At 50.7% G+C, this 18295-nt stretch carries 19 protein-coding genes and 1 pseudogene; 18 read left to right on the forward strand and 2 right to left on the reverse strand.

Translation table 11 applies throughout. The features are described from left to right. Window positions 1-549: 549 nt before the first annotated feature. The 9 genes from RS889_RS08555 (at window position 550) to RS889_RS08595 (ending at window position 10319) form a co-directional block, all read left to right on the forward strand. A complete protein-coding gene (locus tag RS889_RS08555) occupies window positions 550-1698 on the forward strand; it encodes an acyl-CoA dehydrogenase (protein ID WP_315710252.1) in 1149 nt (382 codons plus the stop codon). Between the two features lie 86 nt (window positions 1699-1784). Then, window positions 1785-2336: a desulfoferrodoxin family protein gene (locus tag RS889_RS08560; protein ID WP_315710253.1), complete on the forward strand. Its 552-nt coding sequence runs from the start codon at window positions 1785-1787 to the stop codon at window positions 2334-2336. A 258-nt stretch (window positions 2337-2594) separates the two neighbouring features. Continuing rightward, window positions 2595-3461 carry a LysR substrate-binding domain-containing protein gene (locus RS889_RS08565; RefSeq protein ID WP_021016506.1) on the forward strand — a complete coding sequence of 289 codons (867 nt, stop codon included), beginning with the start codon at window positions 2595-2597 and terminating at the stop codon, window positions 3459-3461. Between the two features lie 149 nt (window positions 3462-3610). Then, window positions 3611-4495 carry a carbohydrate ABC transporter permease gene (locus RS889_RS08570; RefSeq protein ID WP_315710254.1) on the forward strand — a complete coding sequence of 295 codons (885 nt, stop codon included), beginning with the start codon at window positions 3611-3613 and terminating at the stop codon, window positions 4493-4495. Between the two features lie 10 nt (window positions 4496-4505). Beyond that, on the forward strand, window positions 4506-5465 hold the full coding sequence (locus tag RS889_RS08575) for a carbohydrate ABC transporter permease (protein WP_315710255.1): 960 nt from the start codon (window positions 4506-4508) through the stop codon (window positions 5463-5465). Between the two features lie 48 nt (window positions 5466-5513). Next, window positions 5514-6755: an extracellular solute-binding protein gene (locus RS889_RS08580; protein WP_315710256.1), complete on the forward strand. Its 1242-nt coding sequence runs from the start codon at window positions 5514-5516 to the stop codon at window positions 6753-6755. Between the two features lie 96 nt (window positions 6756-6851). Further along, window positions 6852-8342: a CehA/McbA family metallohydrolase gene (locus tag RS889_RS08585; RefSeq protein WP_315710258.1), complete on the forward strand. Its 1491-nt coding sequence runs from the start codon at window positions 6852-6854 to the stop codon at window positions 8340-8342. Further along, on the forward strand, window positions 8332-9054 hold the full coding sequence (locus RS889_RS08590; RefSeq protein ID WP_315710260.1) for an HAD family hydrolase: 723 nt from the start codon (window positions 8332-8334) through the stop codon (window positions 9052-9054). Before RS889_RS08585 ends, RS889_RS08590 begins: the two co-directional genes overlap by 11 nt. A 131-nt stretch (window positions 9055-9185) precedes the next feature. Continuing rightward, window positions 9186-10319, forward strand: a complete 1134-nt coding sequence (locus tag RS889_RS08595; protein WP_315710261.1) for an ABC transporter ATP-binding protein — start codon at window positions 9186-9188, stop codon at window positions 10317-10319. Between the two features lie 302 nt (window positions 10320-10621). On the opposite strand, the gene RS889_RS08600 is transcribed toward RS889_RS08595, so the two are convergent. Beyond that, window positions 10622-10951, reverse strand: a complete 330-nt coding sequence (locus tag RS889_RS08600; RefSeq protein ID WP_315710263.1) for a hypothetical protein — start codon at window positions 10949-10951, stop codon at window positions 10622-10624. A gap of 189 nt (window positions 10952-11140) precedes the next feature. On the opposite strand from RS889_RS08600, the gene eitA reads away from it, so the two are divergent. From eitA to eitC, 3 genes are read left to right on the forward strand one after another with little or no spacing between them, the layout of a single operon-like run. Continuing rightward, window positions 11141-12142: a siderophore ABC transporter substrate-binding protein EitA gene (gene eitA, locus RS889_RS08605; protein ID WP_315710264.1), complete on the forward strand. Its 1002-nt coding sequence runs from the start codon at window positions 11141-11143 to the stop codon at window positions 12140-12142. 17 nt (window positions 12143-12159) lie between these two features. Further along, window positions 12160-13176 carry a FecCD family ABC transporter permease gene (locus tag RS889_RS08610; protein WP_315710265.1) on the forward strand — a complete coding sequence of 339 codons (1017 nt, stop codon included), beginning with the start codon at window positions 12160-12162 and terminating at the stop codon, window positions 13174-13176. Then, window positions 13176-13937, forward strand: a complete 762-nt coding sequence (eitC, locus tag RS889_RS08615; protein WP_021014704.1) for a siderophore ABC transporter ATP-binding protein EitC — start codon at window positions 13176-13178, stop codon at window positions 13935-13937. Before RS889_RS08610 ends, eitC begins: the two co-directional genes overlap by 1 nt. A 367-nt stretch (window positions 13938-14304) precedes the next feature. Here eitC and RS889_RS08620 read toward each other — a convergent pair. Then, window positions 14305-14790 (reverse strand): annotated as a pseudogene (locus tag RS889_RS08620) (transposase); the annotation flags it as partial. On the opposite strand from RS889_RS08620, the gene RS889_RS08625 reads away from it, so the two are divergent. Genes RS889_RS08625 through tnpC form a run of 6 tightly spaced genes read left to right on the forward strand, consistent with a single transcriptional unit; the run spans window position 14782 to window position 18288 of the window. Beyond that, the gene (locus tag RS889_RS08625) at window positions 14782-14976 is read left to right on the forward strand and encodes a hypothetical protein (RefSeq protein WP_315710267.1); all 195 of its coding nucleotides are present in this window, start codon (window positions 14782-14784) and stop codon (window positions 14974-14976) included. The pseudogene RS889_RS08620 and the gene RS889_RS08625 sit on opposite strands and share 9 nt — an antisense overlap. A gap of 53 nt (window positions 14977-15029) precedes the next feature. Next, complete coding sequence (locus tag RS889_RS08630) at window positions 15030-15710, forward strand: HAD-IA family hydrolase (RefSeq protein ID WP_315710269.1); 681 nt, start codon at window positions 15030-15032, stop codon at window positions 15708-15710. After that, window positions 15707-15931 (forward strand): hypothetical protein, encoded by a 225-nt coding sequence (locus RS889_RS08635; protein ID WP_315710270.1) that lies wholly within the window; start codon window positions 15707-15709, stop codon window positions 15929-15931. Before RS889_RS08630 ends, RS889_RS08635 begins: the two co-directional genes overlap by 4 nt. Window positions 15932-15979: 48 nt before the next feature. Next, entirely contained in the window at window positions 15980-16288 is a 309-nt protein-coding gene (gene tnpA, locus RS889_RS08640) for an IS66 family insertion sequence element accessory protein TnpA (RefSeq protein WP_290180506.1), read from the forward strand. After that, window positions 16288-16656, forward strand: a complete 369-nt coding sequence (tnpB, locus tag RS889_RS08645) for an IS66 family insertion sequence element accessory protein TnpB (protein ID WP_290180505.1) — start codon at window positions 16288-16290, stop codon at window positions 16654-16656. The genes tnpA and tnpB overlap by 1 nt, the downstream gene beginning before the upstream one ends. A 45-nt stretch (window positions 16657-16701) precedes the next feature. Then, the gene (tnpC, locus tag RS889_RS08650) at window positions 16702-18288 is read left to right on the forward strand and encodes an IS66 family transposase (protein ID WP_315710272.1); all 1587 of its coding nucleotides are present in this window, start codon (window positions 16702-16704) and stop codon (window positions 18286-18288) included. The last annotated feature ends 7 nt before the right edge of the window (window positions 18289-18295 follow it).

Below are 18295 nucleotides of genomic sequence, written 5' to 3' on the forward strand. Positions count from 1 at the left end.
AGCCAGTGGATCAGGTAAATTATTCATGTTGTATAATGTAAAACGCCACTTCTCCCGGCTTCATTATTTCCTTTCGTTTCATGTTGAGTATAAGCACAGCATATTAACTCAAACCATTGACATTTAGATCATAATATAGGACAAATCGAACATGTGTGATTATATTGTTATATATCAATACATTGATTGGTCATTCTGTTGGTGTGGTTGTTATTTATTCTCTTTATTGAGATTGTGTCGTCGTTTTTACGCTGATAGCGCTGTTACTTAAAATGGCTATTTGTAGTAAATGAAATAAAAATTAAAATCTTTCTTTTTAAATGAGGAAATAAGAAATAATGTTCGTTTTGTCCTGGTGATTATCAAAATTGTCTATCCACTATTATTTCTGGGAGTTTTATTCTGTTGCTGGTCAATAGATTTATTCTTCCTGTTATATTGCCATGAATAATTTCACGCCCGGGACAATAAATAGGGGGTAATAAAAAATGCCTTGCAGAAGGTACTGTCATTGATGGATTTCCGGACCAGACATCAACAGGAGTCATTATGGATTTTGCTCTAACCGAAGAACAGGAATTGCTGCTCACCAGCGTTCGGGAACTTATCAGCCGTGATTTCCCCGAAACGTATTTCAAGGCATGCGATGAGCAGCGTCGATTCCCGCGAGAGTTTTTCACGGCACTGGCGGACAGCGGCATCAGTTTGTTGGGCATTCCTGAAGAATTAGGCGGTGTACCAGCGGATATGCAAACGCAGATGCTGGTGCTGGAAGAAATTGCCCGCATGGGCGCGCCTGCTTACATCATGACGGAAGGGCAATGTATCCACAATATGCGGTGTTTCGGCAACGCCGAACAACTGGCTAAAACGGCACAAGCCGGTTTGACCGGGATTCCAGCCTATTCTCTGGCCTTTACCGAGCCGCAAGCCGGGTCGGACAATAACCGCATTGCCACCCTCTACACCCGTAAAAATGGCAAGGTGTACCTCAATGGGCAAAAGACTTTTATCACTGGCGCTAAAGATCTTCCCTACATGCTGGTGTTGGCGCGCAACCCGGAACCGCAAGACCCTAAACGTTGCTTTACGTTGTGGTGGTTAGATCCGAACTCCCCCGGCGTCAAGCGCAATGACCTGCATAAAGTCGGCTGGCATATGATCAGCAATTGCGAAGTGTTCCTCGATAACGTGGAAGTGTCGGAAGAGGATATGGTCGGCCGTGAGGGTTGGGGGTTTATCCACATGATGGAAAACTTCGAAATCGAACGGTTGGTGATAGCCGCTCATTCGTTAGGGGTGGCGGAATGCGCCTTCGAAGACGCGGCCCGCTATGCCAATCAGCGTGTTCAGTTTGAAAAGACTATCGGCCAGTTCCAGATGATTCAACTCAAACTGACCCAAATGGCCATCAAAATCCAGAATATGAAAAACTTCGTCTACCGCGTGGCCTGGGAGTGTGATAACGGTTTGCCGATGCGTTTGTCGGCGCCGATGTGCAAGGTCTATTGCGCCCAGTCCGCCTGTGAAGTGGTGGATGACGCCATGCAAATCCTGGGCGGTCTCGGCTACACCGATGACAGCCGGATTTCCCGTTTCTGGCGTGATGTCCGGGTTAACCGTATTGGCGGCGGCACTGATGAGATTATGGTTTATATCTCCGCACGCCAGATCCTCAAACAATACGAGGACAAATAACAGGCGGTGCGGCAGACAACCAGGACGCTAATTGATAATGGTCATTATCACCCTGATCCCCATTTTCTGTCTGACAGGAGGTACTAATGATATCGCCTTCCCCGGCATGGAAAACCACGAAGACCGCACAACGCAGTACCCGGATCAGGAATAGCACCAAACCGGGGTTTATCGTACCAGAACCGATCTTCTATCGTTGTGGGCAGTGTCGGCGACTGGTCGTACAGACAACCCTGTCGGAAGCGGTTACGCCAGTCTCCTGTTGTGGTACACCCATGTCGCAGTTGGTGGCGCAGGAGGCGGATTCGTCGTTGGCCGGTATTCACCGTATCACCATGGTTGTATCCGGCGGCTTCGACTCCAACGCCTTGTCTGTCACGGTAGGTGAACCGCCTCACCCGATGGAAACCGGACATTATCTTGAATGGATTTACCTCTATACCTTTCAGGGAGGACAAATCAAATTCATGTTGCCCGGCGATCTGCCGTCAGCACTATTTTCGCTGGCGGAAAAGGATGCCTATGTCTATTGCGACCGCGCTGTCTGTAAGGGCAAGCGCTGCAAGTTCAATTGTAAGCGCGGTTTTTGCGCTTTTTGTTACTGTAGTCAGCATGGATTATGGCGCAGTGCTTTTTAGGCCATGTCCGTTTTAGGCCATGTCCGCATATAGATGAAAGAGGACTACATGCAATACTGATACTGGTTATTCAGTTGTGAAGACTGATATATATGGCTGTGACTGTTCTTTCAGAACCGCGGATACCCAATTTGTCATGAAAGGGTGTTTATATATTTGCCTGGATTTACAGGATATTGTTTTATCCATCTTACTTTCTGCTGGTAATCAGAGTGTCAGTGCGCTGAATTATCCTGCTTTTTTATAAGGGGAAAAAACATGTTACCGTCATTACGCGCGTTGGTGGCTTTTGAGACGGTCGCGAAATTGGGTTCTATTGGCGCGGCGGCCAGAGAGCTGCATGTCACCCAGGCCGCCGTGAGCCAGCAGTTGAAAAGCCTGGAGGATTATCTCGACTGCGCCCTGTTTGAGCGTAGCCAGCGAGGTGTGGTATTGACGGCGGTGGCCCAGCAATACCTGCCGGTGGTGACTGGCTCCTTGCAGCACTTGCGACTACAGACGGAAGTGCTGTTTGGTAAGCAACAACCTGATGTTTTGCGCGTTAAAGCCAATCATTCCATTGGTCATAACTGGCTGATCCCCAACCTTAACGATTTTATTACCAAGTTCCCGTTTATCCGTCTGGATCTCACCCTGGTGGATTGGCCGTCCCGTGAACCTTGTACTGATGCCGACGTGGAAATTACCAACGGTTTTATCGAAACTGAACATACCCGTGCTGAGCGGTTGTTTCAGGAGTCATGGCTGATGGTGTGCTCGCCTTGCTTTAAAGCCCTGCATGCCGAAGCGTTATCAAAAGGCGACTTGTCTTCATTACCGGCCATTCAGGTTAAAGGCTATGAAGAGAGCTGGATGCAATGGTTGGCACATAACAAGATGGTGCCTGTCGCCCCCAATATTCAGTTGGAATTAAGTAACTCTCTGCATGCCCTGGAAGCGGTAAAGCAGGGGATTGGGATACTACTGGTGCGTTCGCTTGTCGCGGCGCGAGATTTGCAGGCCGGGTATGTGGTTGAAGCGTTACCGGGTTCGATGCCTTCAGAGTCCGGTCATTATCTGATCACGGCCAACAAGCGGGATGCCAAAGTGAACTTTTTCTGTGACTGGTTACATCAGCAAAATTAGTCAACTCCCCCTATAGTTTCTGATCCTCACACCATTATCCCCCAATAAAATCTTATGACTGGTATTGGAAAATATAACGTCACGGCAAACAAGTCTGTCATAGAGGCTGCATAGGATATGCCCAACACATAACAACAGCAGCGCGTCCCATGAAGATAAATTTTCAATCATTGACGGTGAAGATCAGGGTGCTGATATTTATCGCGCCTTTGATGGTGCCGCTGCTGACTTTCTGGCTGATTCCTTTTGGCTGGAGTGTCTATATCAGTTTTACCGATTGGGACTATATCTCGCCTCATTATCATTACGTTGGTTTTGATAATTATCAGTACATGCTGGAAGACAGCGGCTTTCATCAGGCGTTGCTTAATACCTTCTGGTTCGCGCTGGGCGTGGTCATTCCAACCGTGGTCCTCGGATTGATGTTTGCCCTGTTGTTGCATAAGAAATTTGCCGGCAGTCAGTTTTACCGGGCCGTCATTTTCTCGCCGTGGATCACGCCAACCGTGGCGGTTTCAATTGTGTGGTCTTGGGTGTTCGAAACCAAGAACGGTCTGGCCAACCTGCTACTCACCAGGATGCACATTACCCCGATTCCCTGGCTGGAAAACGGCAATAGCGCGATGGTGGCGGTTATTATTGTGACCGTTTGGCAGGCCATTGGCTGGACCATGCTGTTTTATATCAGCGCGCTGAACAAGATCCCCGTATCGCTCTATGAAGCCTCATTAATTGATGGTTGCAGCCCGATGACGCGTTTTTTCAAAATCACGCTACCACTGATTTCTCCCACCACTTTTTTTCTGGTGATCGTCAATATGATCACGGCGATACAAGCGTTTGACCAGTTTCAGATCCTGACTCAGGGCGGGCCAAGTGGCACCACCCGAACCTTGCTTTATCTGTTCTATCAGCAGGCATTCGAGCAATACAACATGGGACCAGCTGCGGCAACGTCACTGATTATTCTGCTGATAACGGGTGTGCTCACCCTCCTTAATACCTTGATGGGTAAACGTTGGGTGTACTACTAAAGGCGGCGTTATGACAATGCAATCAATTGATCTTTCAGTTGGAAATAACCAGGGCTCAGCCAGAGTCATGTCAGGGGAAATCAGGGAAATTTCATCCGATACCGCATTCGTTGACCGCGAAAAAATCACGGTGCGTCGCAAGATTTTTCCAACGGCGACCATCGCCAGACATGTTTTCCTGGTTTTTTCCGGCCTGATTATGTTGTTCCCGTTCATCTGGATGTTATCGGGGTCGATGAAGTCCAATAGTGAGATTTTCAGCAATCCGTTGAACATTATTCCCAGGCATTTCCGTTGGGAAAATTTTGTGACAACCTTCCAGTTGGCGCCTTTTGGTCAATACATTTTCAACAGTTTTACTGTGGCATTTTTCACAACGCTGATGGTTATCATTAATTCGTCGATGTTTGCCTACGCCATCACGCAGTTGCGTTTTCGTAGTCGAACGTTGCTTTATTTGGTGGTTATGGGCTGCTACATGCTGCCCGGTGCCGTGACCTATATCCCGTCTTACATCATCCTGGCCAAAATGGGGCTGCTGGACAGTCATACCGGACTGATTTTTTCCAGCGCCGCCAGTGTGTTTGGCGTGTTCTACCTGCGCCAGGTGTTTTTGAAAATCCACCCGTCGCTGGTGGAAGCCGCCCGCATTGATGGCGCCGGTGAGTTGAAAATTCTTTGGGCAATCGTTTTGCCACAGTGCAAGGCCGCCATCGCGACGCTGTCCTTGATCACCTTTATCACGGAATACAATAGCTACATGTGGCCGAGCCTGGTTATCACCACTCAGGGTCGGCATCTAATCGCGGTAGGAATACGTCAGTTCTTTATTGCGCAAGGTAACTATGGCCTTAACTGGTCGCAGATTATGGCGGCCAGCACTATTGCTGTGGTGCCTTTGTTGGTTCTTTTCATGGTATGTCAAAAAACGATTTTATCCGGCATTGCCGATAACGGTGTTAAAGAGTGAATGGATATGAAACTGAAAAAACTCGCAATAATATGTACAAGTTTTGCTATGGGTTCGCTGGTTGTTGCCGGAAATGCGTCCGCTCAAACCGAGGTCGACTTCTGGTACTCAGGTGGCACCAAGCCTCAGCAGATGATGACCAAACTGATTGACGAATTTAACAGTCGTCAGCATGACTATGTCATCAAAGGCGCGTTGCAGGGTAATTACGCCGAGACTTTCCAGAAGTTACAGGCGGGCATGGCGTCTAAAACAGCGCCGGAATTTGCCCTGTTGGCGGCGGATCAAGCTGAATCCATGGCACACCGGGGACTGGTTCGTGATCTTCGCCCGTATATGGATAACGCCTTCCATTTTGATGATTTTATCAGTGCTTTCCGTCAGCAAGTGACCTACCCGGACGGTACTGTCTATGGCTTGCCAGCTTACGGTACCACACAAATTTTCTACTACAACAAGGCGAAGCTGGCTGAGTACGGCTTCACGCCAGCCGATTTGGCAACCTGGCAAGGTGTGGCCAAAGTGGCGGCCAAAGTCACCAAGAAAGACGCCAGCGGCAATACTGTCTATTACGGTTGGGAGCCGATGTGGGGCAAGGACAACATGATCGATGCCGCGCTTTCCAACGGGGGCAAGATCATTAGTGATGACGGCAAAACCGTACTGATCGACTCTCCACAGTGGGTCACGGTGTGGGAGAGCTTCCGCACATGGCTGCATAAAGACAATATCATGCGTATCCACCACGGTGGTCAGGGTTGGGAATACTGGTACAAAACCATTGATGATGTGATGAAAAACCAGGCGCTCGGTTATACGGGTTCTTCTGGCGATCAGGGCGATCTGGATTTCACCAGGCTTGCCGCGACGACTCAGCCTGGCTGGGGCAATCATCCGGCGGCACCTCAGGCGGGAGCATTGGTTTTTGTGATGCCAAAAGGGACTGATGAGAAGGCCGCCAAGGGCGCTTTTGAATTTATGAAATTTTACACCAATGCGGAAAATACCGCGCGCTGGTCGATGTTTACCGGTTATATCCCGGTGCGGAACAGCGCGAAGGACGTAGCGGAGTATCAGGCATATACCAAAAAGAACCCACAGGCGCTGATCCCGTTGAAGCAGGCGACGACAGCCAGCAAAGACTTCCTTGATCCGACAAATGGCCAGATTGGTGATGCGTTAGCGATTGCGGCTGATCAAGTCGAAATCGAAAATATCCCCGCTGAGAAAGCGCTGAAACAAGCTGCTAAACGTGCTCAGCGTGCACTGGATCGCGTTAACCACCCTTAATCTGGGAAATAGCCGGTGGTGATGGCTGGGCTATTACCAACATCACCGCCTGCTATGACCGGTTGTCCGGATTTCCCTACCGAGAAAGAGGTAACTATGTTGACGTTTTCCGGTGAGCTGGCTTTCGGTCATCAGCTTGAAACGTTTGACGTGCCAGCAGGCACAGTGAGTCTGTCCTTGTCAGGAACCACGATCAAACAGGGCTTCCTGTATGCCTATCTCTATGATGCCCGGCTACAACTAAGAGCCAGTATGCTCTGGCAGAAGCTGGAGAAGACCGTGGTGATTGGCTGCGAAAGTGCTTCCCTGGGCGGCATTGCGGGTGAGATCCCGGCCGGCCGGTGGGAACTGCATATCTACAACCTCAAAGGGGAAGAACGTAGGTATAAACCGATGCAATATCGGGTTGACGTGACAACCAGTGAAATAGCCGATGATGAAAATATCGGCATTCATGTGCCGACGGTAACCAGCCTCAACGCGGATAATCATATTGTGTTTGACTACCACGCGATAAAGAACCCGGCATCCGGTTGGTACCGCGGTGATATGCACGCCCACACGGTGCTTTCTGATGGGCATAACCGGCTGGAGGCGGCGGTAGATATTATGGCGCGTCAGCAGTTGGATTTTATCTTCCTGACTGAACACAACATTTGTCATCCAGCGTTACCTGACGGCGGGCGTACGTTGGTGCTGCCAGGGATAGAGATCACTACTGATAAAGGTCATTTCAATGTTCACGGACCGGCAATAGGTCTGGCGATGCGTGATGCTGATTTTTCCAGTGAGGGGTTGATCCGCCAAGGGGTGGCAATCGCTAAGGGCGCGGAGCCGCACGGCAAGCCGACCGGGTGGGGCGGCGGCACTATCAGTATCAACCATCCGATGATGAAACCCTGGCACTGGCATTATGCAGACATGCCGCTGGCGCAAGTCAATACCCTGGAAATCTGCTGTGACCCAACCTGGTCGACATCACCCGCATCCACTGAAGCGGCGCTTGAAGTATTGAGCGCCATATGGAACAGCGGCCAGAAGATCTATGCCGTGGGGGGCAGTGATGCCCATCTTGAGCCCCAAGAGCGTAACCCACAGGCAACTGAGCCATCTATTTACGGAGATCCTTCCACTTTCGTCTTTTCCCAGGGATTAAGCGGTGCGGGGATCCTCACCGGGCTGCGTCAAGGCCATGTCTATGTCGAACGGCGGTGTGGTCTTGGGGTCAGTATTAACCAAGGGCGTGTCCTGCCGGGCCAGGATGTGGGTGATAGTGAGCTGAATTACCATCTGAGCGTTGCTGACCACAGTGCGAGTTATTATGCCGAGTGTGTGGCCGATGGAAAGGTGATTGCGCGGGAGCAGATTACACCCAAAGGCATTGATGTTGATGTTGATATGCAGCATCACCAGTGGGTGAGAATTGATATTCGGCGTGGCAATCTTGCCACCTTGCCAGCGGATGCGCGTGGCGAGTTCGAAGGCGTCGTTAACCCGGTATTTAATGGACAGCATGTACGCTTTGCTCAACCGCAGGTTAACACCTGGGGAGAGTTGATGGAGACAATGGGAAAAAATGGAAATTAAAGGCGTATTGTTCGACAAAGATGGCACGTTACTGGAGTTCCATCAAATGTGGCTCAAGGTTTCGCAGGGTGTAGTCGAGGTGTTGTTAGAACGTTATCCAAATCAGTCTGTGATCAGTACAGAGTGCCTGCTGAGCGCGATTGGTGTATCGGGTGAGCGGGTTGACAATAGTGGTTTGCTGGCCTCAAACCCGGTTGAAGATATCGCCTTGGCCTGGTTTGAGATACTCATACCGGATTGTTCGCCAACACGCTTTATCGATGAAGTTAAAACGTTATTTAATCAACAGGTTGAGAAAAACTCGGCATTAATTCAGGCCTTGCCGGGCATCGAAACTGTGCTTATCGCACTGAAACAAAATGGGTTCAAGCTGGGGATTGCGACGGCTGACACCAAGGCCGCAACACTGTACTCCCTGGAACAGGCTAATTTGCTTGGTCTGTTTGATTTTATTGGTTACTCCGATGGGGACATTGCCCCAAAGCCGGCTCCGGCGTTGATGGAAGCCTTCTGTCGCCAGTGTGGACTGACTGCCGGGCAGGTGGTGATGCTGGGGGACACCGTGTCTGACATGAAATTTGGCCGTAATGCCGGGGCGATAAGTGTTGGTGTGTTAACCGGGACGGCAACAAAAGCTGAGCTGGAGCCACATGCCAGACTGGTACTGGCGTCGGTTGCCGATTTTAATCCCGGTTTACTGGACATGGCATAAGTCAGTGTGTGAAGCCCCTTGGCGAAACATAGCGTGTTCCCAGCATCACCACGCTGAACTTGCCGCTGATGAGCGCATCAGCGGCGTGTAATTAAACCGGCGAATAGCCACCGTCACAATGGGAATGCACCATGGCAGAAGTCGTACTTCGCAATGTAGAGAAAATTTACCCGAACGGATTCAACGCGGTGAAAGGTATCAGTCTGACTATTAACGAGGGCGAATTCATCGTATTCGTCGGCCCTTCAGGCTGTGCAAAATCGACAACATTGCGCATGATTGCCGGTCTGGAAGAGGTAACCAGCGGCGACATTCTGATTGGTGACAAACGGGTCAATGATTTGCCGCCCAAAGATCGTGGTATTGCCATGGTATTCCAGAATTATGCCCTTTACCCGCATATGTCGGCTTATGAAAATATGGCCTTTGGCCTAAAGCAACAGAAGCTGGATCGCAGTGAAATCGACGGTCGAATCAGGGCGGCCGCTGAAACGCTTGAAATTACGCACCTGCTGAATAACAAGCCAGGGGAAATGTCGGGTGGTCAGCGCCAGCGTGTTGCGCTTGGTCGGGCCATGGTGCGCAAGCCCGAGGTATTTTTGTTTGATGAGCCTTTATCAAATCTGGATGCCAAATTACGGGTATCAACCCGCGTCAGTATTGCTCAGTTGCACAACAACCTGAAAGCCGAAGGACAGACTGCCACCATGATCTATGTGACCCACGATCAGGTGGAAGCAATGACGCTTGGCGATCGTATCTGCGTGCTCGATCATGGGCAGATAATCCAGGTCGATACACCCATGAATCTTTACCAGTATCCCGTTAATAAATTTGTGGCGGGTTTTATCGGTTCGCCAGCGATGAACTTGATTAAAGCAACCGTTGAAGTCGAAGGAACGATAACCTACATCGTGCTTGAGAATGGCACCCGATTGTCACTGCCGGCGGATAAAGCAGCAAGAGTGCAGAATAAGGTTGGCCTACCGGTGTGGTGTGGGTTGCGCCCTGAGCATATTACTGTTGCAGATGATATATCTCTTGATCACCAGAGACAGAATATCGACATACAAACCATCAATGTGGTGGAATCAATGGGGAACGAACTCTATCTGTACTTTAACATTGGTAACGACAATCTGGTGGCACGAATTCCATTTGAACCTCAGCGCATGATTATGCGCGGGGAATCAAAACCGCTCTATTTTGATCTATCCCACTGTCATCTGTTTGATATTGATACAGAGCAGTCTTTGCTATGGTAATAACCAGGCCGAAACCGTCAGTGGGCTTAACCATCTTTTCTGATGACCAGGCATCTTTTATTTTGATCTCAGCATGTGGTATATCGGCCCCTCTATTACACTTCTCCGTGGCGGCGTAATATTCGGTAAAATGTCGACTTACTGGCAAGATAAATACCTTTATCCGCCAGATGTGACACGATTTGCGAGGGAGTCAGTCGTTACCGACGGCTTCTCCGTAATAGCCCCGAGTTTTTGCAGCATCGGTATTGCCTCCACCAGTGCTTTTTCTTTACGGTGCAGCTCTTTTCCCTGTTGCTAATTCATTTCTGACGTTGCTTCAAGAGGGCATTATCTTCCGGAGCCGGGACCTGTAAAAAGGCTTGTTTCCACTGCACAATCTGTTCAGGGTAAAGGCCTTTTCCCCGGTATTCAGCGAGTTTCGTCTCACTGAGTGTGGCGGTTTCGACAATGGCGGCGAAGCGAGCCTCCGCCGACCATTGTTCTCTGTTTTTTGTGTTACCCGGCACCGGTTTCCCCTCTGCTTTAACCTGATCACGCCAGATATATAGAGTAGTAGCTTCGGATATTCCTTCTATCTGCGCAATGCGGCGACGGTCACGTTGTAAGGGGCGATAATTTTGCCAGCACATTGGCTTTACACTCTGGGAACATACGTTTTATCTGTCACGCCGTGCCCTCAGCGTTCATTTTCAAAGGGAGTGATAACTATGCTGATACTTAAGGTCGGCTAGACCGTAAATTTTTATCGCATAATAAATAATTTTCATTATCATTACGCTTTCGTATTTAAAATTCATTCTGTTGAAGAGTCGTGTTTAATGAAAAAAGTCATCTGCGTGTTAGGAATGGTGTTCGCCTCGGTCAGTTCTGCTTTGGCCACTACGTATCCTCTGACAATTGAGAATTGTGGATATAAAGAGACGTTTACCAAAGCCCCTGAACGCGTTGTCGCACTGGGACAAAATACCGTCGAAATTCTGCTGCTATTAGGGTTGCAGGATAAGTTGGTCGCCAGCGCGTTTTGGCCGACTAAAGTTCTGCCGCAACTCGCTGAACAGAATAAAAAAATCAAAACGCTGACGGTGGAAATACCGACACTTGAATCTATTCTTGCCCAAAACCCTGATTTTGTTCCCGCACAACTGCCTTTGCTGCTCGGCCCAGAAAGTAAAGTCGCCAAGCGTGAAGATCTCGCCACCGTTGGCGTAAATAGCTACATGTCTCCTGGTATGTGTGCAACCAAAAAAGACATTGGCGATATGTACGGTAGCCGCCAAAAACTGTGGAACATGACATTTCTTTATAAAGAGATTGAAGATTTCGCCAAAATCTTCAATGTAGAAGATCGCGGCCGGGCGTTAATTGCCGATTTTAAAAAACGCGAAGCAAATCTTCGCCAGGAGTTCGGAAAAAACAAAAAAGACCTTTCGTTTGTTTTTTGGTTCTCCAGCGCTTCTCCCTCCTCTGACGCCTATGTTGGCGGCAAGAACAGTGCTTCCGGTTTTATTGCCAATGTGTTAGGCGGCCATAACGCCATCACCTCAGAGACAGAGTGGCCAACCGTCGGTTGGGAGAGCGTCATTGCCGCGAATCCCGACGTGATTGTCGTTTCAAGCCTTGACCGTAATCGCTGGGCACTCGATAACGCGGAAGAAAAAATTAAATTCCTCAAAACCGATCCTGCTGTCAGCCAGCTAGATGCGGTGAAAAAAGGTCACATAGTCGTGATGGACGGTCAGGCGATGAACCCAACTATTCGCACGATCTATGGTGCTGAACAAGTCGGCGAACAGCTCAGAAGTCTGGGACTAAATAAATGACCTCTGTGGCACAGCCGATGAGACAGACGTTCCTGCTAGGCACGTCGAGTGTTCTTTCAGTAGCGCTGTTATTCCTGGTGATCGCGATTGGCGTCAGTGTGGGTGAGTTGTCTATCCCGCTGCGAAGCGTGTTCTACGCCATAAGCAATAAACTCGGACTGACAGAGGTGCCCCTTAGTCGCATTTACGAAAGTGTAATTTGGGACTTTCGCCTGAGCCGTGCTCTTGTTGCGGCCTGCTGCGGTGCCGGGTTGGCGATTTGCGGTGCGGTACTGCAAAGCCTGCTGAAAAATGCACTGGCAGAACCTTATGTGCTCGGTGTTTCTGCCGGCGCTTCAACTGGTGCGGTTTCAGTGGTCGTATTGGGCATCGGAACTGGTGCTGTGTCGCTCTCTGCTGGAGCATTTGCGGGGGCATTTTCTGCCTTTGTATTTGTCGCCTTTTTGACCAATGGCGCGCGCGGCGGTAATGAACGCACCATTCTGGCGGGTGTTGCTGCGTCTCAGCTCTTCAACGCTATTACCGCTTACACCATTAGCACATCCGCTAGCGCGCAGCAGGCGCGTGACGTGATGTTCTGGTTATTGGGCAGTTTCAGCGGCGTGAGATGGCCTGAATTTCAACTTGTTTTGGTCGTCGTGCTGGTAGGGCTTGCAGTGTGTCTTTACTATGCTCGAGCGTTGGATGCTTTTACTTTTGGCGATGATGCGGCCGCCTCTCTGGGTATCTCCGTTCCCTGGGTTCGCCTGATCCTGTTCACCATCACTGCGTTGATCACTGCCACTATCGTCAGCATGGCCGGTTCTATTGGCTTTGTGGGTTTGGTCGTTCCGCATGCCATGCGCTTCTTCTTTGGGCCGTTGCATCGCACGTTGCTTATCGCCAGCGCACTGGCAGGCGCCATCTTGATGGTATTGGCCGATATAGCTTCGCGCTTATTGATCGCCCCGCAAAGTCTCCCGGTCGGCGTGGTCACTGCACTGGTTGGCGTGCCGTTCTTTGCTGTTATTATCTACCGCTCAAGGAATAAGTGATGAGTATCACCGCTGAAAATATTACCTGGACGGTGGGTAAAAAGACGATCGTCAACAATGTCTCGCTGAGCGTTTCGCGTGGAGAAACCGTCGGGCTGATTGGTCCTAACGGCTGTGGTAAGTCATCACTTCTGCGGATCCTCGCTGGATTACGACGCCCCCACTCAGGTACTGTCACGCTGGACGGGCAAAACATCGCTCGGATTGCCAAAAAACAGTTGGCGCGCCGGGTGGCGTTTGTTGAGCAGCACGGCATGACGGAAGCAAATATGCGCGTTGTCGATGTGGTGAAACTGGGGAGAATTCCCCATCATTCCCCATTTTCTAACTGGAGCCCGCAAGATGACGATACTGTCACCGCCGCGCTCCAGCGCGTGGATATGCTTAGCAAAAGCGAACAGGGGTGGCTGAGTTTATCGGGTGGCGAGCGCCAGCGCGTTCACATTGCACGGGCTATTGCACAATCGCCGACGGAAATCCTCCTTGATGAGCCGACCAACCATCTGGATATCCATCATCAGATACAGTTGATGAAACTCGTCAGCGAACTGCCAGTGACCAGCATTGTGGCGATTCATGACCTTAACCATGCCTCCATGTTCTGCGACGCGTTGATTGTGATGCAACAGGGCCAGATTGTCGCTGCGGGTAGCCCGCAGGTGATCCTCACTGAGTCACTGCTTTGGGATGTGTTCGGGGTAGAGACAAAGATCGAAATATCTCCATTCCACGGAAAAAAACATATCTACTACATCGCTTAAGACCACACTAGCATACCGTTTCCCATCCTGCGGTCAGTTATTCAGCCCTGGCCGCTTGTTTTATTGGGTAGCCAATTTTTTAATATTGGTTTTCACGCCGTTGTGCCGGGTATTAAATGTATTTACATTGATATAAGAAGGGGGGAAATCACCATCCATGTACTTCTCTAAACTCGCTCCTTACAACCTTCATGATGTCCAGACTACCCTCGGTAGAAAAACTCTCTGCTGACCAGTGCCGATGACTGATATCATGGCGGCTTGCAGAGGTGAAGAAGATTATATACCACGGTTTATCAGCGAACAGGCCCCAGAATTAAATACAAGTCTCCAGCATATGCGCTGAGGGATCCCCACAAAACCAGCGCTAATAAACCAACACCATACTTCGGTAGGTTTTGGCGAGATGATTAAGAACAGCGTGCAATGTTGTTTGTTTTAATGTCAGCGGAGAGTGTCGCAAGACATTCTCCGCTAATGTCAGGTAAGAGATGACCCGTTGTGATTTTACGCTGTTGGCCTGATATCTCAGATATAACCCTTTATTTTCAGCGTTATAGCCCAACAGCCACAGTACTGCTGTGGCCAGCGTCGTCAGCAGACTCAGGACCAGCAGGCGCCCGGACGTACCACGGTGACAACCACGCAGACCAAAGCCAAAGCGTTCGCTTTTCTCGTCACGAAAGTTCTGCTCAATCTGCATTCTGCGGCTGTAAAGTTTCATCACTTCACGCAGCTTAAATTCGTCTGTGCTGCTGAAAATAAGCCAGGGCTCTTGCTCTTTGGCTGCTGAACGCCCGTCATGTTCCTGAGACTTACGCTCAATACGGCAGCGGGAGCGGCGATGTTTTCTGTGTCAACGCCAAGATTTATAGCCGCTTTGGGGGTGCTGTTGGCCCGACGAGACAACGTGTATCAAGCCGCGAGAGCAGCGAACCCTAAACGTTGGTCACGGCAAACACGAAACTGGCAACGGCAGGATAGTGTCACGCTAAATCCAGAAGGGGACAAACAGGCCGTCTACATTAACCTGGGGTGACAACTTCTTTGACACTTACCGAAACTCTTCACCTATGCATAGGAATCCCTGCAATGACGCCAAACTTACCCACTAACCTACGACCTCACCAACCCGCAGCGCCAGTCGAGCTGGTGCTGTTCGATCTGCTGACCGCTTTGCTTGACTCGTGGACGCTGTGGAATTCAGTAGCTGGTTCCGATCACATGGGGAAAACATGGCGCATGGCGTATCTGAAAGCTACTTATAGCCGCGGCAGTTATCGGCCCTATGAAAAGTTGGTCGAAGCAGCAGCGATTGAAGTCGGGCTTGGTAGCGAGGCGGCAGCAAACCTGGAAGCACGCTGGAGCGAGTTACAGCCATGGGCCGAGGCCAGTATGGTATTGGCGGCACTCAAGCCGCGCTATAAGTTGGGCATCGTGACCAACTGCTCGGAGAGACTGGGCCGTATCGCCGCAGACCTGGTGGGGGTGCCATTTGATGTTGTCATCACATCGGAAAAAGCGGGGTTCTACAAACCGAACCCAGCACCTTATCGCATGGCGCTGGAAATGCTAAGCATCGCACCAGCCAATGCAGTGTTCGTAGCCGGTTCCGCTTATGACCTGTTTGGCACCGCGAAGGTAGGGTTGCCGACTATATGGCACAACCGCATTGGTCTGACGGCACCTGAGGGTGCCCCAGCGCCTCTGATCATAAGACCAACATTAGACCGCTTGGCGGCAGACTTGTCGGATATTTCGGCAGGAACATGAAGGAAGACGCCTGGCGGCTTTCGATGTTGGGAACTGAAGCCTGCATGCACTCACCACTGGATGTGATAGGCGGACGGATTACCGCCACCTATTTCGCGATCGATAACCTCAGTAATCCAGATAACACCCGGCTGAAAGCGGATTCCCGAGCGCAGGCGCTGGCGTATTTCACTAGCCACTACAAAGTAAGCGCCCTTAAATCGGCATCTTTTTTTCAGTGATTAACTGCGCCACACTGCCGCTGTCTACCATAAATGCAGGGCGCAATCATGACATCTCAACAGCGGGCCGACTATTGGCGCGAACAGATCACCACCTGGCAAGCATCCGGTCTTTCTGGCCAGGTTTTCTGCCAGCAACAGCAGCTGACATACCACCAGTTTGTTTACTGGCGGCAAAAATATTGTACCGATAACCCGACTCAAGCGCGGGCCCCAGGGTTTGCCAAAGTCACCGCCGACATCACCCACGTCGACACCCCAACCGAGCTGACACTCTCATTGCCCAATGGCCTGGTGATCACCGGTCTTAATGACCGCAATGTTTCCCTGCTGGGCGCTATTCTCAGGCAACTCTGATGCGTAACCGTGACTTACGCCCGGCGCTGGCGATGCCACAGATTTTTCTTTATCGCGCACCCATCGATTTCCGCAAGCAGGTCAACGGGCTGGCGGCGCTGATAGAACAGGAATTGGGACACGATCCTTTTACCGGGGCGCTGTATGCTTTTACTAACCGCCAGCGCAATAAAATCAAATGTCTGATGTGGGAAGACAATGGTTTTGTCCTTTATTACAAGGCGCTGGCAGAGGAGAAGTTCAAATGGCCCAGTCTGGCCGATGACCTGTTACCCCTGACCGGGGAGCAGATTAACTGGCTGCTTGATGGTTACGATATCAGTCTACTCAATGGGCATAAAAAACTGCATTATGATGGCGTTAATTAGTCGAAACAGGAAGCATCAGGTGGCTGTTTTTGTTATAATTTAACCATGAAAACGCCCACTTTCCCGCCAGCCGAAAACCCAGACAACCGCAGTTTATCTGCGGTTGAATTGCTGGCGCAGGTCGAGAAACTTCAGCAGCAGCTTCAACATCGCGAATGTTATATTTCCCTACTCGAAGAACTGCTCCGCCTCAAAAAAGCCCAACAGTTTGCCGCCAGCAGTGAGCGGCATACTGACCAGATTGCCTTGTTCGATGAAGCCGAACTGGACGTGGCAATGGAGTCCTTGTTGGCTCAACTGCCGGATGACGTATCGCCGCCCCCACCGCCGTCTGGCACCCAAAAACGCCAACGCGGTTTCTCCGCCAACCTGCTGCGTGAACGTGTGGAGTTGTGCCTGTCCGACGAAGAAAAAGCCGGCGCCCGCGCCACCTTCTTCAGCAAGGTTAAAGAAGAGCTGGCGTTTATTCCCGCCCAGTTAAAAGTCATCGAATACTGGCAGGAAAAAGCGGTGTTTGACCGCGATGGCGAGGAGTTTATCGTGGCGGCCCGCCGCCCGGTCCATCCGCTGGGCAAATGTTTTGCTACCACCGCCTTGCTGGCCTATATCATCGTCGCCAAATATGCCGATGGGCTGCCGCTGTACCGTTTGGAAAACATGCTTGCCCGCAGTGGCCACCCGGTAAGCCGCACCAATATGGCCCACTGGATCATCCGGCTGGACAAGGTATTTACCCCGCTGCTGGCCCGGCTGCGTGACGTACAAAACAGCAGCCGTTACCTGCAAATGGATGAAACCCGCATCCAGGTACTGAAAGAAGCAGGCAAAACCGCCCAATCGGACAAATGGATGTGGGTGATACGCGGTGGCCCACCCGATAAACCCTCAGTGCTGTTCGAGTATGACCCGCGCCGCGCGGGTAGTGTTCCCGTGCGCCTGTTGGCAGGATTCACGGGTATTTTGCAAACCGATGGTTATGCCGGTTATGACGCGGTGTGCCGTGAAAACAAGCTTGTGCGTATCGGCTGTTGGGATCATGCCCGGCGCAAATATATTGAAGCGGGCAAAGCGGTTCCCAGGAATGCCAAATCTGCCAAAGGCAAACCCACTAAAGCGGATGTGGCGCTGGGCTACATCGGTAAACTGTATGGCATTGAACGGAGCCTGCAGGGGCGCAGTGAAGCGGACAAATACCTGGCCCGTCAGCAATATAGCCTGCCGTTGCTCAAGGCATTCAAACTATGGCTGGAGCAGAATGTCGGCAAGATAATGAAGGGATCGCTGACCCGTCAGGCCATGGACTACACGCTCAACCACTGGGCAGAATTGATAGGTTATTGCGATCATGGGCAGGTGAACATCAGCAATGCGTTGGCGGAAAATGCCATCCGCCCGTTTGCGGTCGGTCGCAAGGCATGGCTATTTGCCGACAGTTCGCAGGGCGCCAGCGCCAGTGCCGGGTGTTATTCCTTGATCGAAACGGCGAAGGCCAATCAGTTAGAGCCGACGGCGTATATCCAGTATGTGCTGGATCACATCGGCGAGGCGGATACGCAAGAAAAACTCGACGCGTTATTGCCCTGGAATGTGGACCGGGTCCCCTTTTTAAAAAATGTGCCGCAGTATGGATAGGGGGAGT

This window comes from Brenneria uluponensis, assembly GCF_032395385.1.
Classification (GTDB): domain Bacteria; phylum Pseudomonadota; class Gammaproteobacteria; order Enterobacterales; family Enterobacteriaceae; genus Prodigiosinella; species Prodigiosinella aquatilis.